The sequence below is a fragment of the Marinomonas sp. ef1 genome (assembly GCF_002806845.1).
In the GTDB taxonomy this organism is placed as follows: Bacteria; Pseudomonadota; Gammaproteobacteria; order Pseudomonadales; family Marinomonadaceae; genus Marinomonas; species Marinomonas polaris.
Genome location: NZ_NHTT01000009.1, coordinates 126,108 through 146,924, shown reverse-complemented (window position 1 = coordinate 146,924; position 20,817 = coordinate 126,108). Strand labels below are relative to the sequence as shown.

Here is a 20,817-nt window from a genome sequence, read left to right as displayed (position 1 = left end):
CGAATTCGCATCAAGAGAAATCATGCAGGCAAGTAAAAAGCCGTTAAAATACGGTTTTTTGCTCTTGCCACACTATTCTATGTTGGGTTTTTCTTCCGCTATTGAAACATTGCATATGGCGAACTGGGTGACAGGAAAAGAGCTTTATTCTTTTTGTACTATTAGCCATGAAGAAAGAGAAATACCTTCAAGTACGGGGGTTACAACCGTTTCAGACTATCTAACAAGTGATGCGCCAAGCGATTTAGATGCGATTTTTGTGTGTGGTGCATCGCCAGTGATAAAAAACGAAAGTCTGACTTTAGAAAATTGGATAAAAAAACAAGCAAAAAAACAGGTTGGACTTGGTGGGGTATGTACAGGAAGCTATTTATTGGCGAAAGCCGGACTATTGGATGGCTACCGAGCCACGATTCATTGGCGCAGTCTTGCTAACTTGCGTGATGAATTTTTACAAACGATCGTTTCTAATCACCTTTTTGAAGTTGATAGAGACCGTTATACTTGCAGCGGTGGTACAGCAGCGATGGATATGATGCTTTTTCTTATAGGTAAGCAGCATGGTATGACGCTTGCTAGTAGTATTTCTGAGCAATTTGTTTGTGAGCGAATTCGTACGCATGAAGATCCGCAAAGAATTCCTCTTCAGGCTCGTATTGGTACAGGTCAACCTAAGCTCGTTGAAGCAGTTCAGCTAATGGAAGCAAATATTCAAGAGCCATTGTCATCTGATGATATTGCTTATCATGTTGGTGTTTCTAGGCGACATCTAGAGCGACTGTTTAAAGGTAATTTAGATATTGTGCCGTCGCGTTATTATCTAGAATTACGTTTACAGCATGCTAAGCAATTGATCACTCAAACGGATAAAGCAATTACAGAGATTGGTGTGGAGTGTGGATTTGGATCTGCGCCTCATTTTAGTACAACCTACAAAGGTTTTTTTGGTATTACGCCAAGAGAAGAACGTAATAAAATTCATAATAAAAGCGCTACCCCTGTCCAAATGGACAAGAAAAAGAGGCGGCTTTGGAAAAAGTAACTTAAAATACGGGTTACATTGTTCTTGGCGTGATTTTTGTATTCTACTTGATTGCATAAGCTGATTGTTTGATTAGCTAGTTGCCAATTAAAGAGTTGCGTTGTTATCACGGTAAAAATAATAAGTTCATAAAATAAAAGAAGGTATAAAACATGTCGAAAGTCCCGGCGTTAGAGCTCATTGATATCCACAAAACGTTTGGTGATATTGAGGTGTTAAAGGGGATTTCCCTAAAAGCTTACGATGGTGACGTCATTTCAATTCTTGGTTCTAGTGGCTCAGGTAAAAGTACTTTTTTACGCTGTGTTAACCTGCTTGAGAACCCCACCCGAGGCGATATTCTTTTTAATGGTACTAAACTTGATTTGATTCAAGGTGAATCGGATTTAGTCGCCAACAACATGAAGCAGCTTACTCAAATGCGCCAGCAAATAGGCTTTGTTTTTCAAAGTTTTAATTTATGGCCGCACATGACGATTTTACAGAATGTGATGGAAGGACCGCTTCATGTTCTAAAACGTCCTAAGCAGGAAGTCGCTGAATACGCTGAGCATTTATTGCGGAAGGTCGGTATCGCAGAGAAAAAGGACATGTATCCTAATCAACTTTCTGGTGGTCAACAGCAACGTGTTGCTATCGCTAGAACATTGGCTATGGATCCTCAAGTGATTCTGTTTGATGAGCCGACATCAGCGCTAGATCCAGAGCTAGTAGGTGAAGTGCTGACTGTTATGCGCAATTTGGCAGAAGAAGGGCGTACTATGCTTATTGTGACACATGAAATGAACTTTGCCCGTGAAGTATCTAGTGAAGTTGTGTTTCTGCATCAGGGTGTGGTGGAAGAAAAAGGCACGCCTGATCAAGTGTTTGGTTCACCAAAATCAGAACGCTGTAAGGCGTTTTTATCCAGCGTTTTTTAGTTAATATTTCGTTATTCAAGCAATAAACTCTAAAATATAAAATGATTAAATAAACAAATACACTAAGGGGATTACAATGAAATTGAAAAAAATGGTTTTGGGTTCAGCGTTGTTGTTAACGGCAGCATTGTCAGCTGTTTCCGTACAAGCTGCAGATAAAGTTCGTTTCGTAACGGAAGGGGCTTGGGCACCGTTTAACTTTATTGACGAAGCTGGCAAGCCACAAGGTTTTGACGTTGATATTGCTCGCGCATTGTGTGCAAAAATGGAAGCTGATTGTGAAATTCTAACTCAGGATTGGGATGGTTTGATTCCAGGACTTAAAGTACGCAAATTTGATGCGATCATTGCGTCTATGTCTATCACTGAAGATCGTTTGAAAGTTGTTGATTTCACTAACAAATATTACTCAGGCGGTTTGCGTTTCATGGGGCGCGTTGGTGAAAAATTTGATCTTGCTAAGCTAGACGGAAAAACCATCGGTGCGCAGCGTGCTACTCTAGGCGCTCAATATCTTGAAGACAATTTCGCTGGTAAAGCTAACTTGAAATTCTATGATAACCAAGACAACGTTTATCTAGATCTTATTTCTGGCCGTTTGGACATCGTGTTATCCGATGAATTGCCAACTTATAACTGGTTGAAAACATCAGAAAGCGGTTCTAAATTTGAATTCAAAGGTGATGCCTTCATGAAAACAGACAACATTGCCATTGCTATTCGTAAGGGCGATGACAAGTTGAAAGCGAAGTTGAATAAAGCGCTTGATGCCATTCTGGCTGACGGTACTTATCAGAAAATCAATGCTAAATACTTCCCGTTCTCTATCTACTAAGTGTAGATATTTCTTAGAGTTTCTCGGTACTAACGTGCCGAGAAACCTACTTTAAGCTTACTCTGAGAAAAAACTATGATTGATCTTCATGGATTCGGTGATCAGCTGCTGCAAGGTGCTGTTGTTACCTTGGAGCTAGCGCTGTCTTCGCTGTTTGTTGGTTTGATTCTGGGATTATTAGGCGCTTCTGCTAAATTATCCTCTATCGCAGTTATCCGATGGATCGCTAATGGTTATACCACTATTATTCGTGGTATTCCTGAACTGCTAACTGTGCTTATTATTTATTTTGGTGCCACCAGTGTTTTAATGGCGATAGCGGGTTTATTTGGTTACGACGAATATATTGAAGTTGGTGCATTTGCGGCGGGTGTGACGGCACTTGGTTTGACGTTTGGTGCCTATGCAACAGAAGTGTTTCGTGGTGCTTTACAGTCTATTCCGAAAGGGCAACATGAGGCGGCAATCGCTCTAGGAATGGGGCCAATTCGAAAGTTCTATCGTATTATTTTGCCGCAGGTATGGCGAATTGCACTGCCTGGGCTAGGGAATTTATTTCTGGTTTTGCTAAAAGATACCGCTCTGGTGTCTGTTGTCGGGCTAGACGATATTATGCGTAAAGCCAATATTGCAGTGAGCAGTACCAAGCAAGCGTTTTTGTTTTATTTGGTCGCGGCATTTATGTATTTGGCTTTAACCATTATCTCTATGGTGTTCGTATCCTATATGGAAAAACGAGCGAGCCGTGGTTTGAATAGGGGATAATGTATGGATTTTTCGGTTGTTGTTGAATATTTTCCTCGTTTGCTGGAAGGAGCTTGGGTTAGCCTTCAGTTAGTGCTTATTTCTATTGTGTTGGGTGGTATTTTTGCCTTGCCGATTGCTTTAGCAAGGATTTCACCGGTTGCATGGATTCGAGCGGTACCTTTTGCTTATATCTTTTTCTTTCGTGGAACACCGCTGTTGGTTCAGATCTTTTTGGTGTATTACGGCGCATCACAATTTGATGCAGTTCGAGATAGTTTCTTATGGCCAATACTGAGAGAGCCGTTTTGGTGTGCCATTATTGCCTTTACACTGAATACCTCTGCTTATACCGCTGAGATCTTCCGTGGCGCGATTCAAGCGATTCCGCAAGGTGAAGTGGAAGCATGTAAAGTAATTGGCATGACAAAGTTTCAGATGTACCGACGAGTCTTATTGCCTCGTGCATTTGGCATCGTGTTACCGGCTTATGGCAACGAGATTATCTTGATGCTAAAAGGCAGTGCATTGGCCAGTACTATTACCATTTTGGATTTAACGGGTATGGCGCGAACCATCATTGCTAGAACCTATACTCCGATGGAAATTTTCTTGGCGGCAGGTGCTATCTACTTGGTGATTAGTATTGTGATCATTGCTATCTTTCGTCAGATTGAGTTACGTCAAAATCGTTACTTGGGAACCCTGTCTATTAAGGTTCCTGATAAAGGTTAGCACCAACGATTTTGCAAAAATAAAAAAGAGGCCGAGGCCTCTTTTTTATTTTATAGCAATTAACTGCCCAAATTAGATGGCAATAGCTTAGATTGCTTCGGCACCGGTTTCACCAGTACGAATACGGATGATTTGCTCTAGTGCAGTAACGAATATTTTCCCGTCACCAATTTTGCCTGTATTCGCACTGTGCTGGATAGCTTCAATTGCGCGTTCAACCATGTCTGTTTCGACAGCAAGTTCTAGTTTTACTTTTGGTAAAAAGTCGACAACATATTCTGCGCCACGGTAAAGTTCTGTATGGCCTCGTTGGCGCCCAAAACCCTTCACTTCTGTGACGGTAATGCCGTTAATCCCAATTTCAGAAAGTGCTTCACGCACCTCATCAAGTTTAAAAGGCTTAACAATGGCCGTAATTAGTTTCATTTCTTTTCTCCATACGAATAAAGCATTAATTAGTCTAAAAATACCACTCTATTGTAAAAGTCGCTACAGGCTCGATGATTATGATCTACATTTAGTGAACATATCTTCATAGGAATGGAGTGCTTGGAATGAAAAAAATAACATCAAGCGAGTATTTTATAGCGGGTTCGGAGTCTTTTTTTGCTGATACTGCCGCTTTATTGTCTAACCGGGTCGGTGTGCAATTATCCAGTGTGTCTTCGCCTCAAAGCCTTGCCTGTTATCAAGCCAAAGGCACGAGTAGTAATTTGCAGCTGAGGCTAGTATTGATACCGCTTGCCAATGAGCGTTTATTGGGACGTTTGTCTTGGTTGGACTGGCGTGGTGTTGATCACGTTTGTTGTTATGTGGATGAGGCGTTTGACACTCTGGTAATGGCGTCAGATGGAGTTTGGAAGAAACAGAAGAAGAGTGCTGAAGAATTATGCTTGCAGGAATATGAGTCTTTAGTGGCTTAACCTTAATAGAATTTAGTCCTCTAGTTCTATTAAGGTTAGCGTTGATTGATGATGGCTTATAAATAGGCTCTTAAAGGCCGTTTAAAGCGTCTAAGTCATCATATTTAGGTTCGTGGTACTTTCGTCCTAGCTCGTGAACCGCATCGATCAAGTATTTTGGATGATCAGGGTTCACAAATTGGTGGATGCCGTGACCTAGGTTAAATACATGACCGCTGCCTGTGCCGAAGCCAGACAAGACGTTTTCGACTTCACGTTCGATGACATCTTTACCAGCATAAAGTACGCAGGGGTCAATGTTGCCCTGTAACGCAACACTGTTTCCAACGCGAGCACGCGCTTCTGCAATATCTGTTGTCCAATCTAAACCAAGTGCGTCAGGTCCCGTTGCGGCCATGTTTTCTAGCCATTGACCGCCATTTTTAGTGAACAAAATAACGGGGATTCTTTTGCCTTCGTGTACACGAATAAGGCCGTCTAGGATTTGCTTCATGTAGAGCAAAGAGAACTGTTGGTACATTGGACCGCTTAATACGCCACCCCAAGTATCAAAAATTTGTAGCGCTTGTGCGCCCGCTAATATTTGACCGTTAAGATACGCTGTAACAGATTTAGCCAGTTTGTCTAACAACGCATGTAAGGTCTCAGGTGAGCGATACATCATGGCTTTGATGTGACGGAAGTCCTTACTAGAACCACCTTCTACCATGTAAGTCGCAAGTGTCCATGGGCTACCGGAAAAGCCGATCAACGGCACGTCGCCATTTAAAGCATGACGGATCGTAGTAACGGCTTTCATTACGTAACCTAAGTCATTCGCTGTCGTTACTGGGATGGCATCAACATCGGCTTTGCTACGAATAGTATGTCTAAACTTAGGGCCTTCGCCCGTTTCAAAATACAACCCCAATCCCATAGCGTCGGGAATGGTGAGTATGTCTGAAAACAAGATTGCAGCGTCTAAGTCGTAGCGTTTAAGTGGCTGAAGTGTAACTTCGCAGGCGAACGCATCGTTTTTGCAAAGGCTCAAAAAATCACCAGCTGTGGCGCGGCTGGCGCGGTATTCTGGTAAGTAGCGTCCAGCTTGTCTCATCATCCATACAGGGGTTGTATCGACAGGTTGTTTGAGTAATGCGCGCAAGAAGCGGTCATTTTTGAGCTCTGGAAACATTAGGACTCTCCGATATGAATTTTCAGTTGGCGCATTTTACCTAAGTTGGGCAGGAAAAGCAGAGTGAATAAGCACAATTTATGAGATGGTCGTTGAAAAGGCTAATTATATTGATCTATGGCAGGGTTTACGGATTGATTTTTCACGAGGAAAGTTAGTCACCTAGGTAGGTTTTTAGACTGTATTTTTGGACACGCTGAGCCGCATTTTCTATGTCTTTATTGGCGTGTAGCTCAGCTAAGACTTTAGGAAAAGCTGCCTTTGTTTGTGCGACATCCATTCCAGGTTTGAGATGGGAAGAGTAGAGAGCTTTAAGCAGTAAATAATCCAGTGGGCTAAGGTAGGTATCTACGCTGACATCATTAAATACAGATGGAAAAACATCATTGGAATCATTAGGGAGTCCCAGCAGCTGGGTGATTTCTTCCACTATACAGTCCAAAAAACGTGCTTTTCTGCGTGCATAATCAACAGGAATAATAATACTTCCCTTGGTTATTTCGTATTTTCCATTACGACTAAAATTTCCTAGGCAAATGGCTTCGTTGAGCGCTGCGCGAATTTTTTCTGGGTCGCCAATATATTGCCTGACTTTGTTTTCGATATTGTCGTAGGTGGTGAAAATAACAAAAATATTTGCTTGTTTAGGATCATTGGTGAAGTCAATAGACAGCCCCGTTATATGAGCAAGGTGCTGAGCGTGGACACTTAGTAGTTCTTTTTGCAAGCTAGCGTCTCCACTGTCGCTTTCAAAGAACAGTTTAATGGGTTTGTTCCAGCGGATTAATTTAGGGTATTTGGTTTCTTTGTATTCACGCTCCAAAGCAATTTTAATAAAACTGTCTTGGATGTAGGCATCGTTTTGCCAGCGTTCCTCACTCAAAGCGAATGAGGAAATAAAAAAAGTTAGTAGCCAAAAAGGACTAAAGCGGATCATCAAGCTGAGGCTGAGTAAGTTTATTTGCATAGTGCTGTAATGCACTAAGCGAGTCGGGTGTAAATGGCATGTTATCGGCATTATTGAGTATGCTGTCGATACTCATTTCATGAACGGAAGCGACTTCCTTGGGCTGTAAGGTTAGTTCACCATGCAGCGCTGCATCATAGTGACAAGTAAAAATCTTGCCCCAAATTTTAAAGCCTTCGCCTTCGGTGAAAAATACGCCTTGGCTTTCGAGTGGCGCATCAAACCCTAGCTCTTCTTGAAGTTCTCTGTGGGCCGAATCGATATAAGATTCGCCTTTTTCAACCACGCCACCAGTGGTTACACCGTAAAAGCCTGGGCAAAAAGCTTTATCATCGGTTCTTTTTTGAATGAGTAAATTTCCTGCCGTGTTGAACACCAAAATATAAGTGACACGATGATAGTCTCTGCCAAAATTCATTAAGTGTCGTGGCACATCGCCAATTATCTTGTTGTTTTCGTCGACTAAGATAATGACTTCGTCATTTTCGGGCATAAAATACTCTATTTAAAAGTGAATCTGGTAGAAAGCAAAAGGGTATCGGCATTTGTCTTGAAAGAAAAGACTTCTTGGTCATTAAAGAAAAGTGAATAGCTCAAGATAATAGACCCACTAGAGAGCGTAAGGTGTCTAGAAAGCGACCTATTTTTGCGTATTATGTACGGCTTGGCATTATTTGCCTTATTATTTGACGGAAAGCGGTATCATTAACGCTTATTTTTAGGTCGTATTTTGCAATGAAATTGATAGGGAAAGTTGGTAGGAAAAATGCCCATTTTGAACAATGATTTTTTAGCCTTAACACGCGCAAACCAAGATAGTATCGCACCTTTTCGATTTTCTTTTCCAAGTGGAGTCGGCTTTGTTGAAGACACTGGGGTTTTACGCCTTGAGCCTAAACAACCTAGTGTGATCAGTCTTGTTTTGTCTGTTGGCGTACATGGTAATGAGACCGGTCCTATTGAGCTTGTAAATCAATTGGTTACCGGCATTCTAGAGGGTAAGGTTTCATTAAATATCCGGTTGTTGGTATTAATTGGTAATCCTGTTGCAGCAAATTTGGCAAAACGTTTTTGCGATGTGAACCTAAATCGCTTATTTCGTGGTGCTTGGCAAGAATACGATGGCTTTGAAGCTAAGAGGGCGCAGCGCCTAGAGCAAGCAGTTTGTGACTTCTATTCGCTTACTGAGAATAAAACGGATCAAATAAAGCTGCATTACGATTTACACACTGCGATTCGTGGTTCCGTTCATGAAAAATTTGTCGTTTATCCCTATGTTGAAAATTCTATATATAACAAAGAGCAATTGGCGTTCTTGGCAGCAAGTGGGATTGACGCTGTTTTATTGTCACATCAACCAACAACGACCTTTTCCTATTATAGCTATGCTGTACACAATGCTCATGCGTTTACGGTAGAACTTGGGAAAGTGTATCCGTTTGGCGAAAATGATTTGTCACGCTTTGCCGATCTGGAGGCCAGTTTGACTCTATTGTTGGAAAAGGGCGTTTTAGCACAATCCTCCGTGTCTAGTTTGCATGTATTTCGTGTATTGGACAGCTTGGTGAAAGACGATGACAGTTATGAACTCAGTATTGCGAGCGATGTAAAAAACTTTACTCAGTTTGAAGCGGATTATCGCATGGCTCGCTCTGATAAAAGTGACTACTACATCAAGCAAACTGGTGATGCTATTGTATTTCCTAACACCAACCTTCCTGTTGGGCAGCGTGCGGGTTTGATGGTTCGACCGATAGCGCTTGAGGATTTACAGCTAAATTAAGTTGTGCTTACCATGTATATAAAAAAGAGATTTAAGCTAAAGCGCTTGAATCTCTTTTTTTTATATCGTATTGTTACGTTATAACATTAATTTGACGGTACTAAATAATGAATAAACTTCTTTTGGCCTTGGGTGTTTCAGCCTTGACTCCTCTAGCGTTGGCTAAACCAGTAATAGTTACCAGTATTAAACCTGTTTCTATGGTTGTTGCGGCGATTGCAGGTGATAAAGCCGAAATTCAACAGATCGTTTCTAGTACAGCATCACCCCATGATTTTGCCATGCGTCCTTCGGATCTGAAGAAAATCATCAATGCTGACACCGTCGTTTGGGTTGGTGAGTCACTAGAGCGCTTCTTGGAAAAACCGCTTGAAAATGCTGGCAAAGAAGAGTCGTCAATTGAATGGCTTGCTTTAGATGGGATGGCATTGCATAACTTCGCTAAAGAACATCATCATGATGAGGATGAAGCAGAAGAAGTGCATGACGACCATGAAGCACACGGCGACCACGAACACGAAGAACACGGCGATCACGAAGAGCATGGTGATCATGACGAGCACGAAGGTCACCATCATGACGGTGTAGATCCGCATGTTTGGCTATCACCTGATAACGCTAGAATATTGGCAAAAGCTGTGACTGCTCGTTTAGTGTCATTGGATTCTTTGAATGCTGAGTACTACAAAGGAAACTTAGCGTCTTTTGAAAAAGGTCTTAGTGCTAAAGATGCTGAAATACGTAACGCACTTAATAAGGTAAATAAAGTGCCTTACATTGTGTTCCATGATGGTTATAGCTATTTCGAACAGCATTACGGCTTGAGCCACGCAGGTGAAATTACTGTCAGCCCAGAGCGCAAGCCTGGCGCGAAAAAAGTAGCTGAAATCCGTCATGAGATCCAAGAAAATAAAGTACAGTGTGTTTTTAGTGAGCCGCAATTTAGCCCCGCTATAGTGAAAACTTTGCTGGAAGGGTCGGATGTGAAAACAGCACCTTTAGATCCATTGGGTAGCAAAGTGAAAATGGGCACAAATGCCTACTTCTCATTTTTAGACAGTTTGAGCGGGCAATTCCTTAGCTGCTTAGGTTAATTCCTCCAGATCTACCAAGAGTAAGTGATGAAAACTTGCTCTTTGGTAGGCGACCCGCTTCCTCCTCTGTATAATGATCCCATTTTACGATTATTACATTGAGCAGCGAGGCTTTATGAGCGATCTATTTAATTTGAGTGCCGATTCGAGTACCCACTCAGATATCCTTATTGATAGTGCTCGACGTACTTTATCAACACAAGCTCAAGCTCTAGCCAATTTAGCCAATCAAGTCACTGAAGAATTCCCCAAAGCCGTTCGAATGATTCTTGCAAGCAAGGGGCGTACGATTATTTGTGGCATGGGGAAATCTGGTTTGATCGGTAAGAAAATTGCCGCCACATTAGCCTCGACAGGTACGCCAAGTTTCTTTCTCCATCCGGGTGAGGCTTTTCATGGCGATTTAGGTATGATCCAGCCTGAAGATGTCTTAGTGCTGATTAGTTTTTCTGGTGAAACAGAAGAACTGATGCGTTTACTGCCTTCTCTAAAAAGTTTCGGAAATCCAAGTATTGCCATGGTAGGAAACATCGATTCTACTTTGGCGAAACATTGCGATTGCGTACTGGATCTTTCTATCGATAAAGAAACTTGCCCAAATAATCTAGCGCCAACCACATCGACGACCATGACAACAGCGATGGGCGATGCTTTAGCTGTGGCTTTGATGGAGTGTCGCAATTTTCAACCACAAGATTTTGCCCGTTTTCACCCTGGTGGCAGCTTAGGTCGTAAACTATTAACTCGTGTTAAAGACCTAATGCACAAAGATAATCTGCCGATTTGCACGCCAGAAACCACATTAAAAGACGCTATTTCCGTCATGACTCATGGCAGAATGGGTGTTGTATTGATTCAAGAAGCGGGTAAGTTGCTGGGTATCTTTACCGATGGGGATTTGCGTCGTGCCATGCTTAAAGAAAGTGAAGGCATGATACATAAAACCATGGCAAGTTTGATGACAGCGAATCCAAAAACTATCAATGAGAATGTGATGATAGTGCAAGCCGAAGAGCAAATGCTGCGTGATAAAATAACCTTGCTGGTAGTCGTGGACGATGCGAAAAACTTGTCCGGAATTTTAGAAATTTACGATCGATAAAAAATATTCAACTAATTTTACGCCGCTTTAGACGTGTTTAGAGTGAGCAAATCTAGATTAAAAATGGAGTTCTCATGACGCAGTCATCTCAAGAATCAAAAATCATTAAAATTGGTAGCAAAATTGAAGTCGCTAACCACCTTCCTTTTATTTTGTTCAGTGGCGTTAACGTATTAGAGTCTCGCGACTTGGCAATGCGTGTTGCAGAAGAACATGTAAAAGTGACGGAAGCGCTGGGTATTCCTTATGTATTTAAAGGCTCCTTTGATAAGGCGAACCGTTCGTCTATCAATTCTTTTCGTGGCCCAGGCATGGAAGAAGGTCTAAAAATTCTGCAAGAGATCAAAGACACCTTTGACGTGCCAGTGATTACCGACGTACATGAAGCTTACCAATGCGCTCCAGTGGCTGAAGTAGCTGACGTTATTCAATTACCTGCGTTCTTATCTCGTCAAACCGATTTAGTGATCGCGATGGCGAAAACAGGCGCCGTGATTAACATTAAAAAAGCGCAGTTCCTAGCACCTCATGAAATGAAACATATTCTTACCAAATGTGAAGAAGCGGGTAACAATAACCTAATGCTTTGTGAACGCGGCACCATGATGGGTTATAACAACTTGGTGGTAGACATGCTTGGCTTTGGCGAAATGAAAAAATTTGGTTACCCAGTGATGTTCGACGTAACTCATTCTTTGCAGCGCCCTGGTGGTCGTGAAGATTCTGCAGACGGCCGTCGTGCGCAAGTAACCGAATTGGCTCGTGCGGGTATGTCACTTGGCTTATCTAGCTTATTTTTAGAAACACATCCAGATCCTGATAGTGCAAAATGTGATGGTCCATGTGCTTTGCCTTTGGGTAAATTAGCGCCATTCCTTAAGCAAATGAAACAGCTTGATGAATTGGTTAAAACATTTGAAGTATTAGATACGAGCGTTTAATACATGGATGCGGCTTTTCTTTCTTCTTATCCTGCGCTAGATAATGATCAAGGTTTGCTTGCTAAGCTGCAAGCCTTGAAATTGGTGGTTTTTGATGTTGATGGCGTACTAACCGATGGTCGTCTGCTTTATACCGAGCAAGGCGAAACCATAAAACGCTTCAATGTAAAAGATGGCGTGGCAATGAAGCTGCTGCCAAAGTGGGGCGTTCAGGTTGCGGTGATCACCGCGAAAGACTCTGCACCATTAAGGCAGCGGATGAAAGAGCTAAAAGTAGAGCATTTTTATCCCGGTTGTCATAACAAAGCCGAAGCGTTTGATGAGTTGGTCGAGCGTTTAGGAATTACACCAGACCAAGCCGCATATGTGGGTGATGATGTGATTGACCTTCAGGTTATGCCTAAGGTTGGCGTTGCTTTATGTCCCGCTGATGCGCATATTTTATTGCAACGTCATTGTCCGATTATACTCAGTAAAGCTGCCGGTGAAGGTGTCGCTAGAGAAGTCGCTGACATGGTGTTAGCCTCTCGAATGTCCTTAGAACACGCTTATGAATTGGCTCAAAAGCCGGAGTTTGAAAAATAATGACTGACTCTTTAGATACAATGACTGGTTCTGCAACGCTACCTGATTTTCACATAGTGATTCCTGCTCGTTACGCTTCTCAGCGTTTTCCGCAAAAACTTATGGCTGATCTAGGTGGTAAACCTGTTCTGCAGTGGGTTTATGAGTTGGCATTAAAAGCCGGCGCACAATCGGTGACGATTGCCACGGATCATCAGCTCATAGAAAAAGCGGCAATAGGTTTTGGTGCTTCAGTGGTGATGACTCGTGATGACCATGAAAATGGCACAGAGCGCCTTGCTGAAGTCGCCGCAAAAATGGACTGGCAGGGCGATGAGATTGTTGTCAACGTGCAAGGTGACGAGCCATTTTTGCCAGTGAACTTAATTCATTCGAGTGTAATTGCATTAAACCAAGATAAAGAAGCCGAAATGGCAACGGTCGCTTGCGCTATTGATCAAGTCGAAGATTTCTTTAACCCTAACGTGGTGAAAGTGGTTTGTGATGAAAAGCAGCGTGCGCTGTATTTTAGTCGTTCGCCTATGCCTTGGGATAGAGATGGCTTTGCCAGTAATCCTGATAGAACAGGTTTGTTGCCAGTAGGATTTCCTGCACTTCGTCACATTGGTTTGTATGTTTATCGAGCTAGTTTGTTGGCGAAGTATGCTGATTTACCTATGTCGCCATTAGAACGTTGGGAAAAACTTGAGCAATTACGCTTTTTGCATCAAGGCATTAAAGTACAAGTGGCACTGGCGGATGGTTTGCCAACTCATGGTGTTGACACACCGGAAGATTTGGAAAAACTTAGGTATCAGCTTTCTTTGGATAGTATTTAGTAAGTTAATCTAGATAGTTACTCTTCTCTAATTAAAATAATAAAAAACGATAACCCTAATTAGGCTTATCGTTTTTTTATTATTAGTGCTCTTCTACATATTCTAAGATGATAAATGTGCAATTAAAGTGTATAGAAATGGTGATTTTTTGGTTCTTTTTTGCTATTTTTTTACATAGTTTTTATCTTTTTAGAGGGTGTTTCTATGAAAAAAATCGTACTGGCTTCAGGTTGTTTATTTAGTTCTACCATTTTTGCCGCGATGCCCGTTAATCATCCGGTAGGCTCTAGCTTTACTTTAAGTAGTGCGCCAAACATCAGGGCGTTATCGACTGCACTTGGAAATCCAGCTGCGCCTTTTTTGATGGTAAATCAGGAAGATAACGATAGTTTTCGTTTTGGTATTTTAGGTCCACTAAGTGTGGGTGTTGAAATGGGCGATGTGAGTGATCTTGATGATCGTGCAGAAGAGTTAGAGGATCTCATTGATAACTCGAATGCTGGAAACGCTGCTACAAATAAAGTTCGTGCCGATAAAATACTTTCCGAGATAGACGAAACCGCCTATGTAAAGATGTCGGCAAGCCTGCAAGTTCCTTTTATGCCATTGATTTATAAAACTAAAAAAAATGGAGCTTTTATCATTGATGCTAGTATTTCGGGGGTTGCTAGAGCGAACGTTATATCTGATGAGATTACAAATACGGGAACAGAGTTAACAACAGACACCTCATTCCAAGCCAAAACCGCAACAGATTTGCAAATTGGCTTGGGTTATAGTCAAGCAATGTGGAAAAACGATCATGGTATGTTGATTGGTGGAGTAAAAGCCAGCCTACATGATATTTCAATGGGACGAGCACTAGTCTCTTTAAATGATAAAAATGATAACGCTGACGATGCTATATCCGATGCCCTTTCAGATGATGCAGTCAGTAGTACTGGTGTTGGTATTGATTTAGGTGCTGTGTGGGTCTCTAACAATTATCAGGTAGGGATCACGTTTGCCAATATTAATGAGCCAGAATTTGACGGAGCGCCTATTAATCAAAGTTGTGCTACTGAAAGTTGCGCCGCCGCGGGACGATTAGTTAATAAAGGTAAATTAACGGCCACAGAAGATTATGTCATGGAAATGCAAACAACAATCGATGCGGCAGTATCCACCAAAGGCAAACAAGTAACTTTGGGGTTGTCCTACGATACCAATGAAGTAAAAGATGCTGTGGGTGATGAATATCAATGGGCTGCTGCCTCTTTGTCTTACTACGGTGATTCACATTACCTACCAGGCATTCGTGTTGGCTATCGTCAGAATATGGTCGGTACTGAGCTTAGTTATGGCACATTTGGTCTGACTTTTCTTAAGCGTTTAAATGTTGATCTTGGAGTTGCATTAGAAACAGTTGAAGATGAAGATGGTGATGAATTGCCGCGTAGTGCTTATTTGTCAATTGGCTACGATACAGCGTTTTAAAGTGTAAAGAATTGATAAAGAAAGCCGATAGCTTTATAAGTTATCGGTTTTTTTTATGGTCTGGTTTATGCCAGCACTGCTGTATTGATGGAAAAGAGTGACGCATGAGAAAGAGTTGGGGAATTTTTAACCTGGGTTTAGTGATGGGGCTGGGCGTTTTTAGTTCTATAGCAATGGCCTCTATGTACGTTTATCAACCTATTGGCTCAAGTACTGTGTTAGGAAGTTATGGAAATCGTCATGCGTTGTCAACTGCGGCTGGTAATCCTGCGTCTTCTTATTTGATGGCCAATCTACAGGGCTTCCGAGTTGGCTTTTTAGGACCGATAGGAATCGGTGTTGAAGGTGGTGGAGTCAATGGTATCAACGATAGAGTTGATCGACTTGAAGCTATCTTTGATGAAGATTTTACTTCTAGTATTGATGTTGATGCGATTAAAACGGAAGCTCAAGCGATTTATGATGATCAAGGGCAGGCTGCAGCTGATGCGTTCGTGGTCGCGAAAATTGACGAAGTGCTAGCGGATATTAATAATTCTCTTGATTCAGCTGATGTGGTTATTTCAGATATTAGTCGAACTACGTATGCAAAATTTTCGACCACAGTGCAAGGGCCTTTTTTACCTATTATTTATAAAACCAGACGTCGTGGTGTTTTTATGTTAGATGCCAGTGCTTCATTGGTTGGGCGAGCCGATGTATTGGCGGATAATTTGACTCTAACTGGTGTGGATGAGTTAGACGCTGTTACCAGTACCTCTGAGCTTGATGGTGTGGATGTAAGTGGTGCAGGTATTGAGTCAGATACCTCTGTATATATGAAAAGAGCGTCGGATCTCCGTTTTAGCTTGGGTTACAGCGAGATGGTGTCTCGATCTGAAACGAGTGCTTTGATTGTCGGTGGCAGACTGAATTTTCATCGGCTTGCTTTAGATCAAAAGTTAACTGTATTAAACGAAGATGACGACTCTAGTATTTCTTATAGTGATTTCTTCTTAAGTCGAGACTCAGTTTCATCTGGTATTTCGCTTGATTTAGGGCTTATTTTGACAGGCCGAAACTTTCAATTGGGTGCCTCTGTAGCGAACGTGAACGAGCCGGAGTTTGATTACAAAGGTTTAGTTAGTGATTGTACCGGATTAACCGGAGCCGATAAGACCAGTTGTGAAGCTGCTATTAGATTTGCTGGAAAAGGTGTTTTCTCATTAAACGAAACTTATAAGATGGAAGCGCAGATGACACTTGATGCCGCTATTAAAAGCAAGGATCAGCATTTTTCATTAGCAGGATCTTATGATGTAAATTCGATAGCAGACCCATTGGGTGACGAATATCAGTGGGCGACAGTATCGCTATCCTATTATACTGATAGCTGGGTTTTACCGGGCATGCGTATCGGTTACAGGAAAAACTTGGTTGGTAGCGAGTTAAACTATTTCACTGCGGGTCTAACATTTTATCGGCGTTTAGATGTCGATGTTGCTTATGCTCCTGAAAATGATGATGGCAATAGTGGGGCCTATGTGTCTGTTGGTTATAGCTTTGTTTATTAACTTGTTAGGTTGAGCTAAAAGAAACAAGCCCAAAAACTTAGATACAGTAAAGCTACTTCAATCAGATATGGCGCTACACCTTGATGAACTGTGTCGGTGTAATAATCGCTTGTAAGGGTACATCCCAACCTTCAACGGGGAGATTTTTTACTTCTTGGCAGTCATGCGCTAAACCTATTAATAACGGCTTTTCATCGGCTCTTTTGTTGGCAAAGGTTCTGTCGTAAAAGCCGCCACCCATACCAAGGCGTCCGCCTTTTGAATCGAATCCAACCAAAGGTAACAAGACAATATCCAGCTTGTTGCCTGATAGATATTCTGTCGTTACTGGTTCTTTAATGCCGAAAATGTTTTTCTGCCAGATTGTCTCAGCAGTATAGCGAGCAAAGGAGAGTTGTTTGTCTTGTACGACGGGAAGATAGGTTTGGATATTTTGCTGCCAAAAATAGTCGCACAATAGATGGGGGGAAATCTCACCGTCATTGGTGAGGTACAAAGCAATTCGCTGAGTGTTATCTATATTGAGATAACTAAGCTGTTCTTTGAAGTTAAACAATAAACTAGTAGATGCATTAAGTTGCTCATCTTCGGATAAGCTTCTTCTGGTTTGACGTAATTGACGACGAAGTGTCTGTCTAGGATCGAGATGAGAGGTCATAAAAGAGTTTCCCAAGTTGCCGTTTCGGCTATTGGCCTTGAACCCAGTGGTTCAAGGTGGAAAGAACTGTGACTCTTTAGGCTTTCCGACGCACGGACATGCACACCAAACCAACAGGCTCTTTCCGGGGTATTACTCATAGGCTCAAGGGCGTTAAGCCGCTTCGAACAACCCAGGAAACGAATTTCAGTATAAAGTAACTCACTGTAGAAATCACTTAATAGCGCAAATCGTTTTCTGCGTTGTATGAAGAAAATTCGTGTTCTACGCTTGCAATCAAAAAAGTAGATCAAGAAATAAGCCACGAATGTTTATTCATTAACCAATTTTGTTTCATGCGATAAAGCAGCATCAAGCTGCGACGTCAGTTCTCGTAACTGTTGCTCGTTAGAACGGGCGTATTTTCGGTTGTTAAGCATATCGTGAGTAATATTCAATGCCGCAAGTACTGCTATTTTTTCAAGTCCAACGATTTTGCCGCTGGCTTTGATTTCATTCATTTGATTGTTTAAATACTCAGCAGCTTCTTTCAAATCTGCTTCATGCCCTTTAGGGCAATTTATCTTATAATTTTGTCCCAGTATGGCGACTGAAACGGTTGGCTTATCCATATTGACTCCATTTGATAGCAAGGCCCACAAAAAATGGTCTGTTTTTCCATCATTGGGTAGCGAATGGCATTTTATGCTGCGACTAAATTCGTTACAATTCCGAATCACATTTATCCACACTGTTTATAGCAAATTGACGCCAATATGGAAATAAACCCGATACTTTCTAAGATAAAAGACCTTTCAGCTCGTGCTTTAACCCTTCGGGGGTATCTTTGACTACGAGTCAAAGAAAGAACGCTTAGAGGAAGTTAACCGTGAACTGGAAGATCCAGCTATTTGGAACGACCCAGAATACGCCCAAAAACTTGGTAAAGAGCGTGCTGCGCTTGAAGCCGTTGTTGAAACTCTTGACAGTTTGGAATCCGGCGTGAACGATTCCAAAGAGCTACTAGAGATCGCCGTAGAAGAAAACGACGAAGATTCAGTAGAAGCGGTTCAACTTGAGCTAGAAGAGCTAGATGCTTTGTTAGCCAAGTTAGAGTTCCGTCGTATGTTTTCCAAAGAAATGGACGAAAACAGTGCTTTCTTGGATATTCAGTCAGGCTCCGGTGGTACTGAAGCTCAAGATTGGGCCAACATTCTATTGCGCATGTATTTGCGATGGGGTGAAGACAAAGGCTTTAAAGTTGAGCTGATGGAAGTATCTGCAGGCGATGTGGCCGGAATCAAATCCGCGACCATTCGTTTTGAAGGCGATTATGCGTTTGGGTGGTTGCGTACTGAAACAGGCGTACATCGTCTGGTTCGTAAGTCTCCATTTGACTCTGGCAACCGTCGTCATACGTCGTTTGCGTCTGTCTTTGTTTCGCCTGAGATCGATGATAACGTCGATATTGAAATTAATCCGGCGGATATTCGTACTGATACTTACCGTTCATCCGGTGCCGGTGGTCAGCACGTAAACACCACCGACTCCGCAGTACGTATTACCCACGTTCCTACGGGCATCGTGGTGCAATGTCAAAACCAGCGTTCTCAGCACGCTAACCGTGACTTTGCCATGAAACAACTTCGTGCCAAATTGTACGAGTTTGAAATGATGAAGCGTACCGAAGCGGCGCAAGCTGTGGAAGATAGCAAATCTGATATCGGTTGGGGCAGTCAAATTCGCTCTTACGTATTGGATGCGTCACGTATTAAGGATTTGCGTACAGGAGTGGAAACTTCCAATACTGGTGCTGTGCTAGATGGAAACTTAGACCAGTTTATCATTGCAAGTTTAAAACAGGGCTTATAAAGCGCCGTTCCTTATTTAGAACATTCAAAAAAGAGTAGATAGCAAATCATGGCTAACGAAAATAACACAGAATCCACAGCACAATCTGACGACAATCGCTTAGTAGCAGAACGTCGCGGTAAATTGGCTGCTATTCGTGCAGAACGAAATGCTTATCCAAATACATTTCGTCCAAATGCGTATGCAGCAGACCTACAAGCCGAATTCGGTGAACTAGAAAAAAACGAGCTAGAAGAGAAAGACCATAAAGTTAGCATCGCTGGTCGTATTATTCGTAACCGTGGCGCTTTCATGTTGCTACAAGACATGACGGGTCAAATCCAAGCTTACGTAAACCGTAAAGTTTTGAGCCCTGAGCTATTAGCTGATCAAAAAACATGGGATTTGGGCGACATCATTGGTATTTCTGGGCCTGTGCATAAATCTGGTAAAGGCGATTTGTACATTGATATGCAAGAAGCGCAATTGCTAACCAAGTCTCTACGTCCATTGCCAGATAAGCATCACGGTTTGTCAGATATGGAAATGCGCTACCGCCAGCGTTACGTTGATTTGATCGTAAACGAAGAGTCTCGCGAGACTTTCCAAATGCGTTCAAAAATCATCTCTACGATTCGTCGCTTCCTAGAAGATCGTCGTTTCATGGAAGTTGAAACGCCAATGCTACAAACTATTCCAGGTGGTGCATCAGCTCGTCCATTTATTACGCATCACAATGCGATGGACATGAGCATGTATTTGCGTATCGCGCCTGAGCTTTATTTGAAGCGTTTGGTTGTGGGTGGATTTGAGCGTGTATTCGAGATTAATCGTAACTTCCGTAACGAAGGTACGTCGACTCGTCATAACCCAGAATTCACCATGATCGAATTCTACCAAGCGTATGCAGACTACAAAGATCTGATGGATCTAACGGAAGACATGCTGCGCACCGTTGCAGAAAAAGTACTTGGTACAACAAAAGTGACATACCAAGGTTCTGAATACGATTTCGGTGCGCCGTTTGTCCGTATGAGCATGCTTGATTCGATTCTGCACTACAACCCAGAATTGACGGCGGCGGATCTAGAAACATTAGAAAGCGCGACTGCTGTAGCGAAGAAACTAAAAATCGACGTGAAACCAATCTGGGGCTTGGGTAAACTTTGGACTGAAATTTTCGAAGAAACCGCAGAGCACAAATTAGATCAACCGACTTTCATTACTGAATACCCTGCGGAAGTGTCTCCACTTGCGCGTCGTAATGATGATAATGATTTCATAACAGACCGTTTTGAATTCTTTGTTGGTGGTCGTGAAATCGCTAACGGCTTCTCTGAGCTTAATGACCCAGAAGACCAAGCTGAGCGTTTCATGCGTCAGGTTGCAGAAAAAGACGCGGGTGATGATGAGGCCATGCATTACGATGCAGACTACATCAATGCTCTAGAATACGGTTTACCACCAACGGCTGGTGAAGGTATCGGTATCGACCGTTTAGTGATGTTGTTCACTAATGCACCTTCGATCCGTGATGTATTGTTGTTCCCACATATGCGCCCACAAGATTAATCTTAGGCCATATAGAAAAACGTAATACAAAAATAAGGCCTCATTAGAGGCCTTATTTGGTTTGAACT

Annotated in this window: 22 protein-coding genes and 1 other RNA gene; 16 read left to right on the top strand and 7 right to left on the bottom strand. The window is 42.2% G+C overall.

The genetic code is table 11. From position 1 onward, the window contains the following. Nucleotides 1-22 precede the first annotated feature (22 nt). The 5 genes from CCS02_RS14405 (at nucleotide 23) to CCS02_RS14385 (ending at nucleotide 4,276) form a co-directional block, all read left to right on the top strand. Nucleotides 23-1,042 (top strand): GlxA family transcriptional regulator, encoded by a 1,020-nt coding sequence (locus CCS02_RS14405; RefSeq protein ID WP_072839523.1) that lies wholly within the window; start codon nucleotides 23-25, stop codon nucleotides 1,040-1,042. A gap of 152 nt (nucleotides 1,043-1,194) precedes the next feature. Next, on the top strand, nucleotides 1,195-1,962 hold the full coding sequence (locus CCS02_RS14400; protein ID WP_072839524.1) for an ABC transporter ATP-binding protein: 768 nt from the start codon (nucleotides 1,195-1,197) through the stop codon (nucleotides 1,960-1,962). A 76-nt stretch (nucleotides 1,963-2,038) separates the two neighbouring features. Then, nucleotides 2,039-2,797 carry a transporter substrate-binding domain-containing protein gene (locus CCS02_RS14395; protein WP_072839525.1) on the top strand — a complete coding sequence of 253 codons (759 nt, stop codon included), beginning with the start codon at nucleotides 2,039-2,041 and terminating at the stop codon, nucleotides 2,795-2,797. Nucleotides 2,798-2,872: 75 nt separating this feature from the next. Continuing rightward, nucleotides 2,873-3,562, top strand: coding sequence for an ABC transporter permease (locus tag CCS02_RS14390; protein WP_012068831.1), 690 nt, complete (start codon nucleotides 2,873-2,875; stop codon nucleotides 3,560-3,562). Nucleotides 3,563-3,565: 3 nt separating this feature from the next. Continuing rightward, nucleotides 3,566-4,276, top strand: a complete 711-nt coding sequence (locus tag CCS02_RS14385; RefSeq protein WP_100185933.1) for an ABC transporter permease — start codon at nucleotides 3,566-3,568, stop codon at nucleotides 4,274-4,276. An 87-nt stretch (nucleotides 4,277-4,363) separates the two neighbouring features. Here CCS02_RS14385 and CCS02_RS14380 read toward each other — a convergent pair whose 3' ends face one another. After that, the gene (locus tag CCS02_RS14380) at nucleotides 4,364-4,702 is read right to left on the bottom strand and encodes a P-II family nitrogen regulator (protein WP_012068833.1); all 339 of its coding nucleotides are present in this window, start codon (nucleotides 4,700-4,702) and stop codon (nucleotides 4,364-4,366) included. A 128-nt stretch (nucleotides 4,703-4,830) separates the two neighbouring features. Here CCS02_RS14380 and CCS02_RS14375 point away from each other — a divergent pair, with 128 nt between their 5' ends. Beyond that, entirely contained in the window at nucleotides 4,831-5,199 is a 369-nt protein-coding gene (locus CCS02_RS14375; RefSeq protein WP_100636935.1) for a hypothetical protein, read from the top strand. Between the two features lie 70 nt (nucleotides 5,200-5,269). Here CCS02_RS14375 and hemE read toward each other — a convergent pair whose 3' ends face one another. The 3 genes from hemE to CCS02_RS14360 form a co-directional block, all read right to left on the bottom strand. Beyond that, nucleotides 5,270-6,370, bottom strand: a complete 1,101-nt coding sequence (gene hemE, locus CCS02_RS14370; RefSeq protein ID WP_100185935.1) for a uroporphyrinogen decarboxylase — start codon at nucleotides 6,368-6,370, stop codon at nucleotides 5,270-5,272. Nucleotides 6,371-6,524: 154 nt separating this feature from the next. Beyond that, the gene (locus tag CCS02_RS14365; protein WP_232617050.1) at nucleotides 6,525-7,337 is read right to left on the bottom strand and encodes a DUF2927 domain-containing protein; all 813 of its coding nucleotides are present in this window, start codon (nucleotides 7,335-7,337) and stop codon (nucleotides 6,525-6,527) included. Beyond that, entirely contained in the window at nucleotides 7,294-7,830 is a 537-nt protein-coding gene (locus CCS02_RS14360; RefSeq protein WP_100185936.1) for an NUDIX hydrolase, read from the bottom strand. The genes CCS02_RS14365 and CCS02_RS14360 overlap by 44 nt, the downstream gene beginning before the upstream one ends. Nucleotides 7,831-8,103: 273 nt before the next feature. Here CCS02_RS14360 and astE point away from each other — a divergent pair, with 273 nt between their 5' ends. From astE to traF (CCS02_RS14320), 8 genes are all read left to right on the top strand, one after another. After that, a complete protein-coding gene (gene astE / locus CCS02_RS14355) occupies nucleotides 8,104-9,120 on the top strand; it encodes a succinylglutamate desuccinylase (RefSeq protein WP_100185937.1) in 1,017 nt (338 codons plus the stop codon). Between the two features lie 107 nt (nucleotides 9,121-9,227). Further along, the gene (znuA, locus tag CCS02_RS14350; RefSeq protein WP_100636934.1) at nucleotides 9,228-10,214 is read left to right on the top strand and encodes a zinc ABC transporter substrate-binding protein ZnuA; all 987 of its coding nucleotides are present in this window, start codon (nucleotides 9,228-9,230) and stop codon (nucleotides 10,212-10,214) included. 115 nt (nucleotides 10,215-10,329) lie between these two features. Beyond that, the gene (locus tag CCS02_RS14345; protein ID WP_198432021.1) at nucleotides 10,330-11,316 is read left to right on the top strand and encodes a KpsF/GutQ family sugar-phosphate isomerase; all 987 of its coding nucleotides are present in this window, start codon (nucleotides 10,330-10,332) and stop codon (nucleotides 11,314-11,316) included. Between the two features lie 74 nt (nucleotides 11,317-11,390). Next, a complete protein-coding gene (gene kdsA, locus CCS02_RS14340) occupies nucleotides 11,391-12,257 on the top strand; it encodes a 3-deoxy-8-phosphooctulonate synthase (RefSeq protein ID WP_100636933.1) in 867 nt (288 codons plus the stop codon). Between the two features lie 3 nt (nucleotides 12,258-12,260). Further along, nucleotides 12,261-12,842 carry a KdsC family phosphatase gene (locus tag CCS02_RS14335; protein ID WP_012068842.1) on the top strand — a complete coding sequence of 194 codons (582 nt, stop codon included), beginning with the start codon at nucleotides 12,261-12,263 and terminating at the stop codon, nucleotides 12,840-12,842. Next, a complete protein-coding gene (kdsB, locus tag CCS02_RS14330; RefSeq protein ID WP_442919314.1) occupies nucleotides 12,842-13,660 on the top strand; it encodes a 3-deoxy-manno-octulosonate cytidylyltransferase in 819 nt (272 codons plus the stop codon). The genes CCS02_RS14335 and kdsB overlap by 1 nt, the downstream gene beginning before the upstream one ends. A gap of 204 nt (nucleotides 13,661-13,864) precedes the next feature. Beyond that, on the top strand, nucleotides 13,865-15,136 hold the full coding sequence (gene traF / locus CCS02_RS14325) for a conjugal transfer protein TraF (protein WP_100636932.1): 1,272 nt from the start codon (nucleotides 13,865-13,867) through the stop codon (nucleotides 15,134-15,136). Nucleotides 15,137-15,240: 104 nt separating this feature from the next. Beyond that, on the top strand, nucleotides 15,241-16,689 hold the full coding sequence (traF, locus tag CCS02_RS14320) for a conjugal transfer protein TraF (RefSeq protein WP_072839533.1): 1,449 nt from the start codon (nucleotides 15,241-15,243) through the stop codon (nucleotides 16,687-16,689). Nucleotides 16,690-16,762: 73 nt separating this feature from the next. Here the strand turns inward: traF (CCS02_RS14320) and CCS02_RS14315 are convergent, their stop codons facing one another. The 3 genes from CCS02_RS14315 to CCS02_RS14305 form a co-directional block, all read right to left on the bottom strand. Then, nucleotides 16,763-17,347, bottom strand: coding sequence for a 5-formyltetrahydrofolate cyclo-ligase (locus CCS02_RS14315; protein ID WP_100636931.1), 585 nt, complete (start codon nucleotides 17,345-17,347; stop codon nucleotides 16,763-16,765). Nucleotides 17,348-17,351: 4 nt separating this feature from the next. Continuing rightward, a non-coding RNA gene (gene ssrS, locus CCS02_RS14310) (6S RNA) lies at nucleotides 17,352-17,529 on the bottom strand. 129 nt (nucleotides 17,530-17,658) lie between these two features. After that, nucleotides 17,659-17,958, bottom strand: coding sequence for a cell division protein ZapA (locus CCS02_RS14305; RefSeq protein ID WP_072839535.1), 300 nt, complete (start codon nucleotides 17,956-17,958; stop codon nucleotides 17,659-17,661). Between the two features lie 144 nt (nucleotides 17,959-18,102). Here CCS02_RS14305 and prfB point away from each other — a divergent pair. Together prfB and lysS are read left to right on the top strand one after the other, a co-directional pair. Continuing rightward, nucleotides 18,103-19,198 (top strand): peptide chain release factor 2 gene (gene prfB / locus CCS02_RS14300; RefSeq protein ID WP_100185943.1). Its coding sequence is split into 2 segments (ribosomal slippage): nucleotides 18,103-18,174 and nucleotides 18,176-19,198, totalling 1,095 coding nucleotides; the frame shifts between segments, so codons are not numbered across the junction. A gap of 48 nt (nucleotides 19,199-19,246) precedes the next feature. Further along, the gene (gene lysS, locus CCS02_RS14295; RefSeq protein WP_100185944.1) at nucleotides 19,247-20,749 is read left to right on the top strand and encodes a lysine--tRNA ligase; all 1,503 of its coding nucleotides are present in this window, start codon (nucleotides 19,247-19,249) and stop codon (nucleotides 20,747-20,749) included. Nucleotides 20,750-20,817: the final 68 nt, after the last annotated feature.

Coding starts and splice junctions, on each gene's coding strand:
- CCS02_RS14405 (WP_072839523.1), top strand. CDS start 23: ATGCAGGCAAGTAAAAAGCCGTTAAAATACGGTTTTTTGCTCTTGCCA.
- CCS02_RS14400 (WP_072839524.1), top strand. CDS start 1,195: ATGTCGAAAGTCCCGGCGTTAGAGCTCATTGATATCCACAAAACGTTT.
- CCS02_RS14395 (WP_072839525.1), top strand. CDS start 2,039: ATGAAATTGAAAAAAATGGTTTTGGGTTCAGCGTTGTTGTTAACGGCA.
- CCS02_RS14390 (WP_012068831.1), top strand. CDS start 2,873: ATGATTGATCTTCATGGATTCGGTGATCAGCTGCTGCAAGGTGCTGTT.
- CCS02_RS14385 (WP_100185933.1), top strand. CDS start 3,566: ATGGATTTTTCGGTTGTTGTTGAATATTTTCCTCGTTTGCTGGAAGGA.
- CCS02_RS14380 (WP_012068833.1), bottom strand. CDS start 4,702: ATGAAACTAATTACGGCCATTGTTAAGCCTTTTAAACTTGATGAGGTG.
- CCS02_RS14375 (WP_100636935.1), top strand. CDS start 4,831: ATGAAAAAAATAACATCAAGCGAGTATTTTATAGCGGGTTCGGAGTCT.
- hemE (WP_100185935.1), bottom strand. CDS start 6,370: ATGTTTCCAGAGCTCAAAAATGACCGCTTCTTGCGCGCATTACTCAAA.
- CCS02_RS14365 (WP_232617050.1), bottom strand. CDS start 7,337: ATGCAAATAAACTTACTCAGCCTCAGCTTGATGATCCGCTTTAGTCCT.
- CCS02_RS14360 (WP_100185936.1), bottom strand. CDS start 7,830: ATGCCCGAAAATGACGAAGTCATTATCTTAGTCGACGAAAACAACAAG.
- astE (WP_100185937.1), top strand. CDS start 8,104: ATGCCCATTTTGAACAATGATTTTTTAGCCTTAACACGCGCAAACCAA.
- znuA (WP_100636934.1), top strand. CDS start 9,228: ATGAATAAACTTCTTTTGGCCTTGGGTGTTTCAGCCTTGACTCCTCTA.
- CCS02_RS14345 (WP_198432021.1), top strand. CDS start 10,330: ATGAGCGATCTATTTAATTTGAGTGCCGATTCGAGTACCCACTCAGAT.
- kdsA (WP_100636933.1), top strand. CDS start 11,391: ATGACGCAGTCATCTCAAGAATCAAAAATCATTAAAATTGGTAGCAAA.
- CCS02_RS14335 (WP_012068842.1), top strand. CDS start 12,261: ATGGATGCGGCTTTTCTTTCTTCTTATCCTGCGCTAGATAATGATCAA.
- kdsB (WP_442919314.1), top strand. CDS start 12,842: ATGACTGACTCTTTAGATACAATGACTGGTTCTGCAACGCTACCTGAT.
- traF (WP_100636932.1), top strand. CDS start 13,865: ATGAAAAAAATCGTACTGGCTTCAGGTTGTTTATTTAGTTCTACCATT.
- traF (WP_072839533.1), top strand. CDS start 15,241: ATGAGAAAGAGTTGGGGAATTTTTAACCTGGGTTTAGTGATGGGGCTG.
- CCS02_RS14315 (WP_100636931.1), bottom strand. CDS start 17,347: ATGACCTCTCATCTCGATCCTAGACAGACACTTCGTCGTCAATTACGT.
- CCS02_RS14305 (WP_072839535.1), bottom strand. CDS start 17,958: ATGGATAAGCCAACCGTTTCAGTCGCCATACTGGGACAAAATTATAAG.
- lysS (WP_100185944.1), top strand. CDS start 19,247: ATGGCTAACGAAAATAACACAGAATCCACAGCACAATCTGACGACAAT.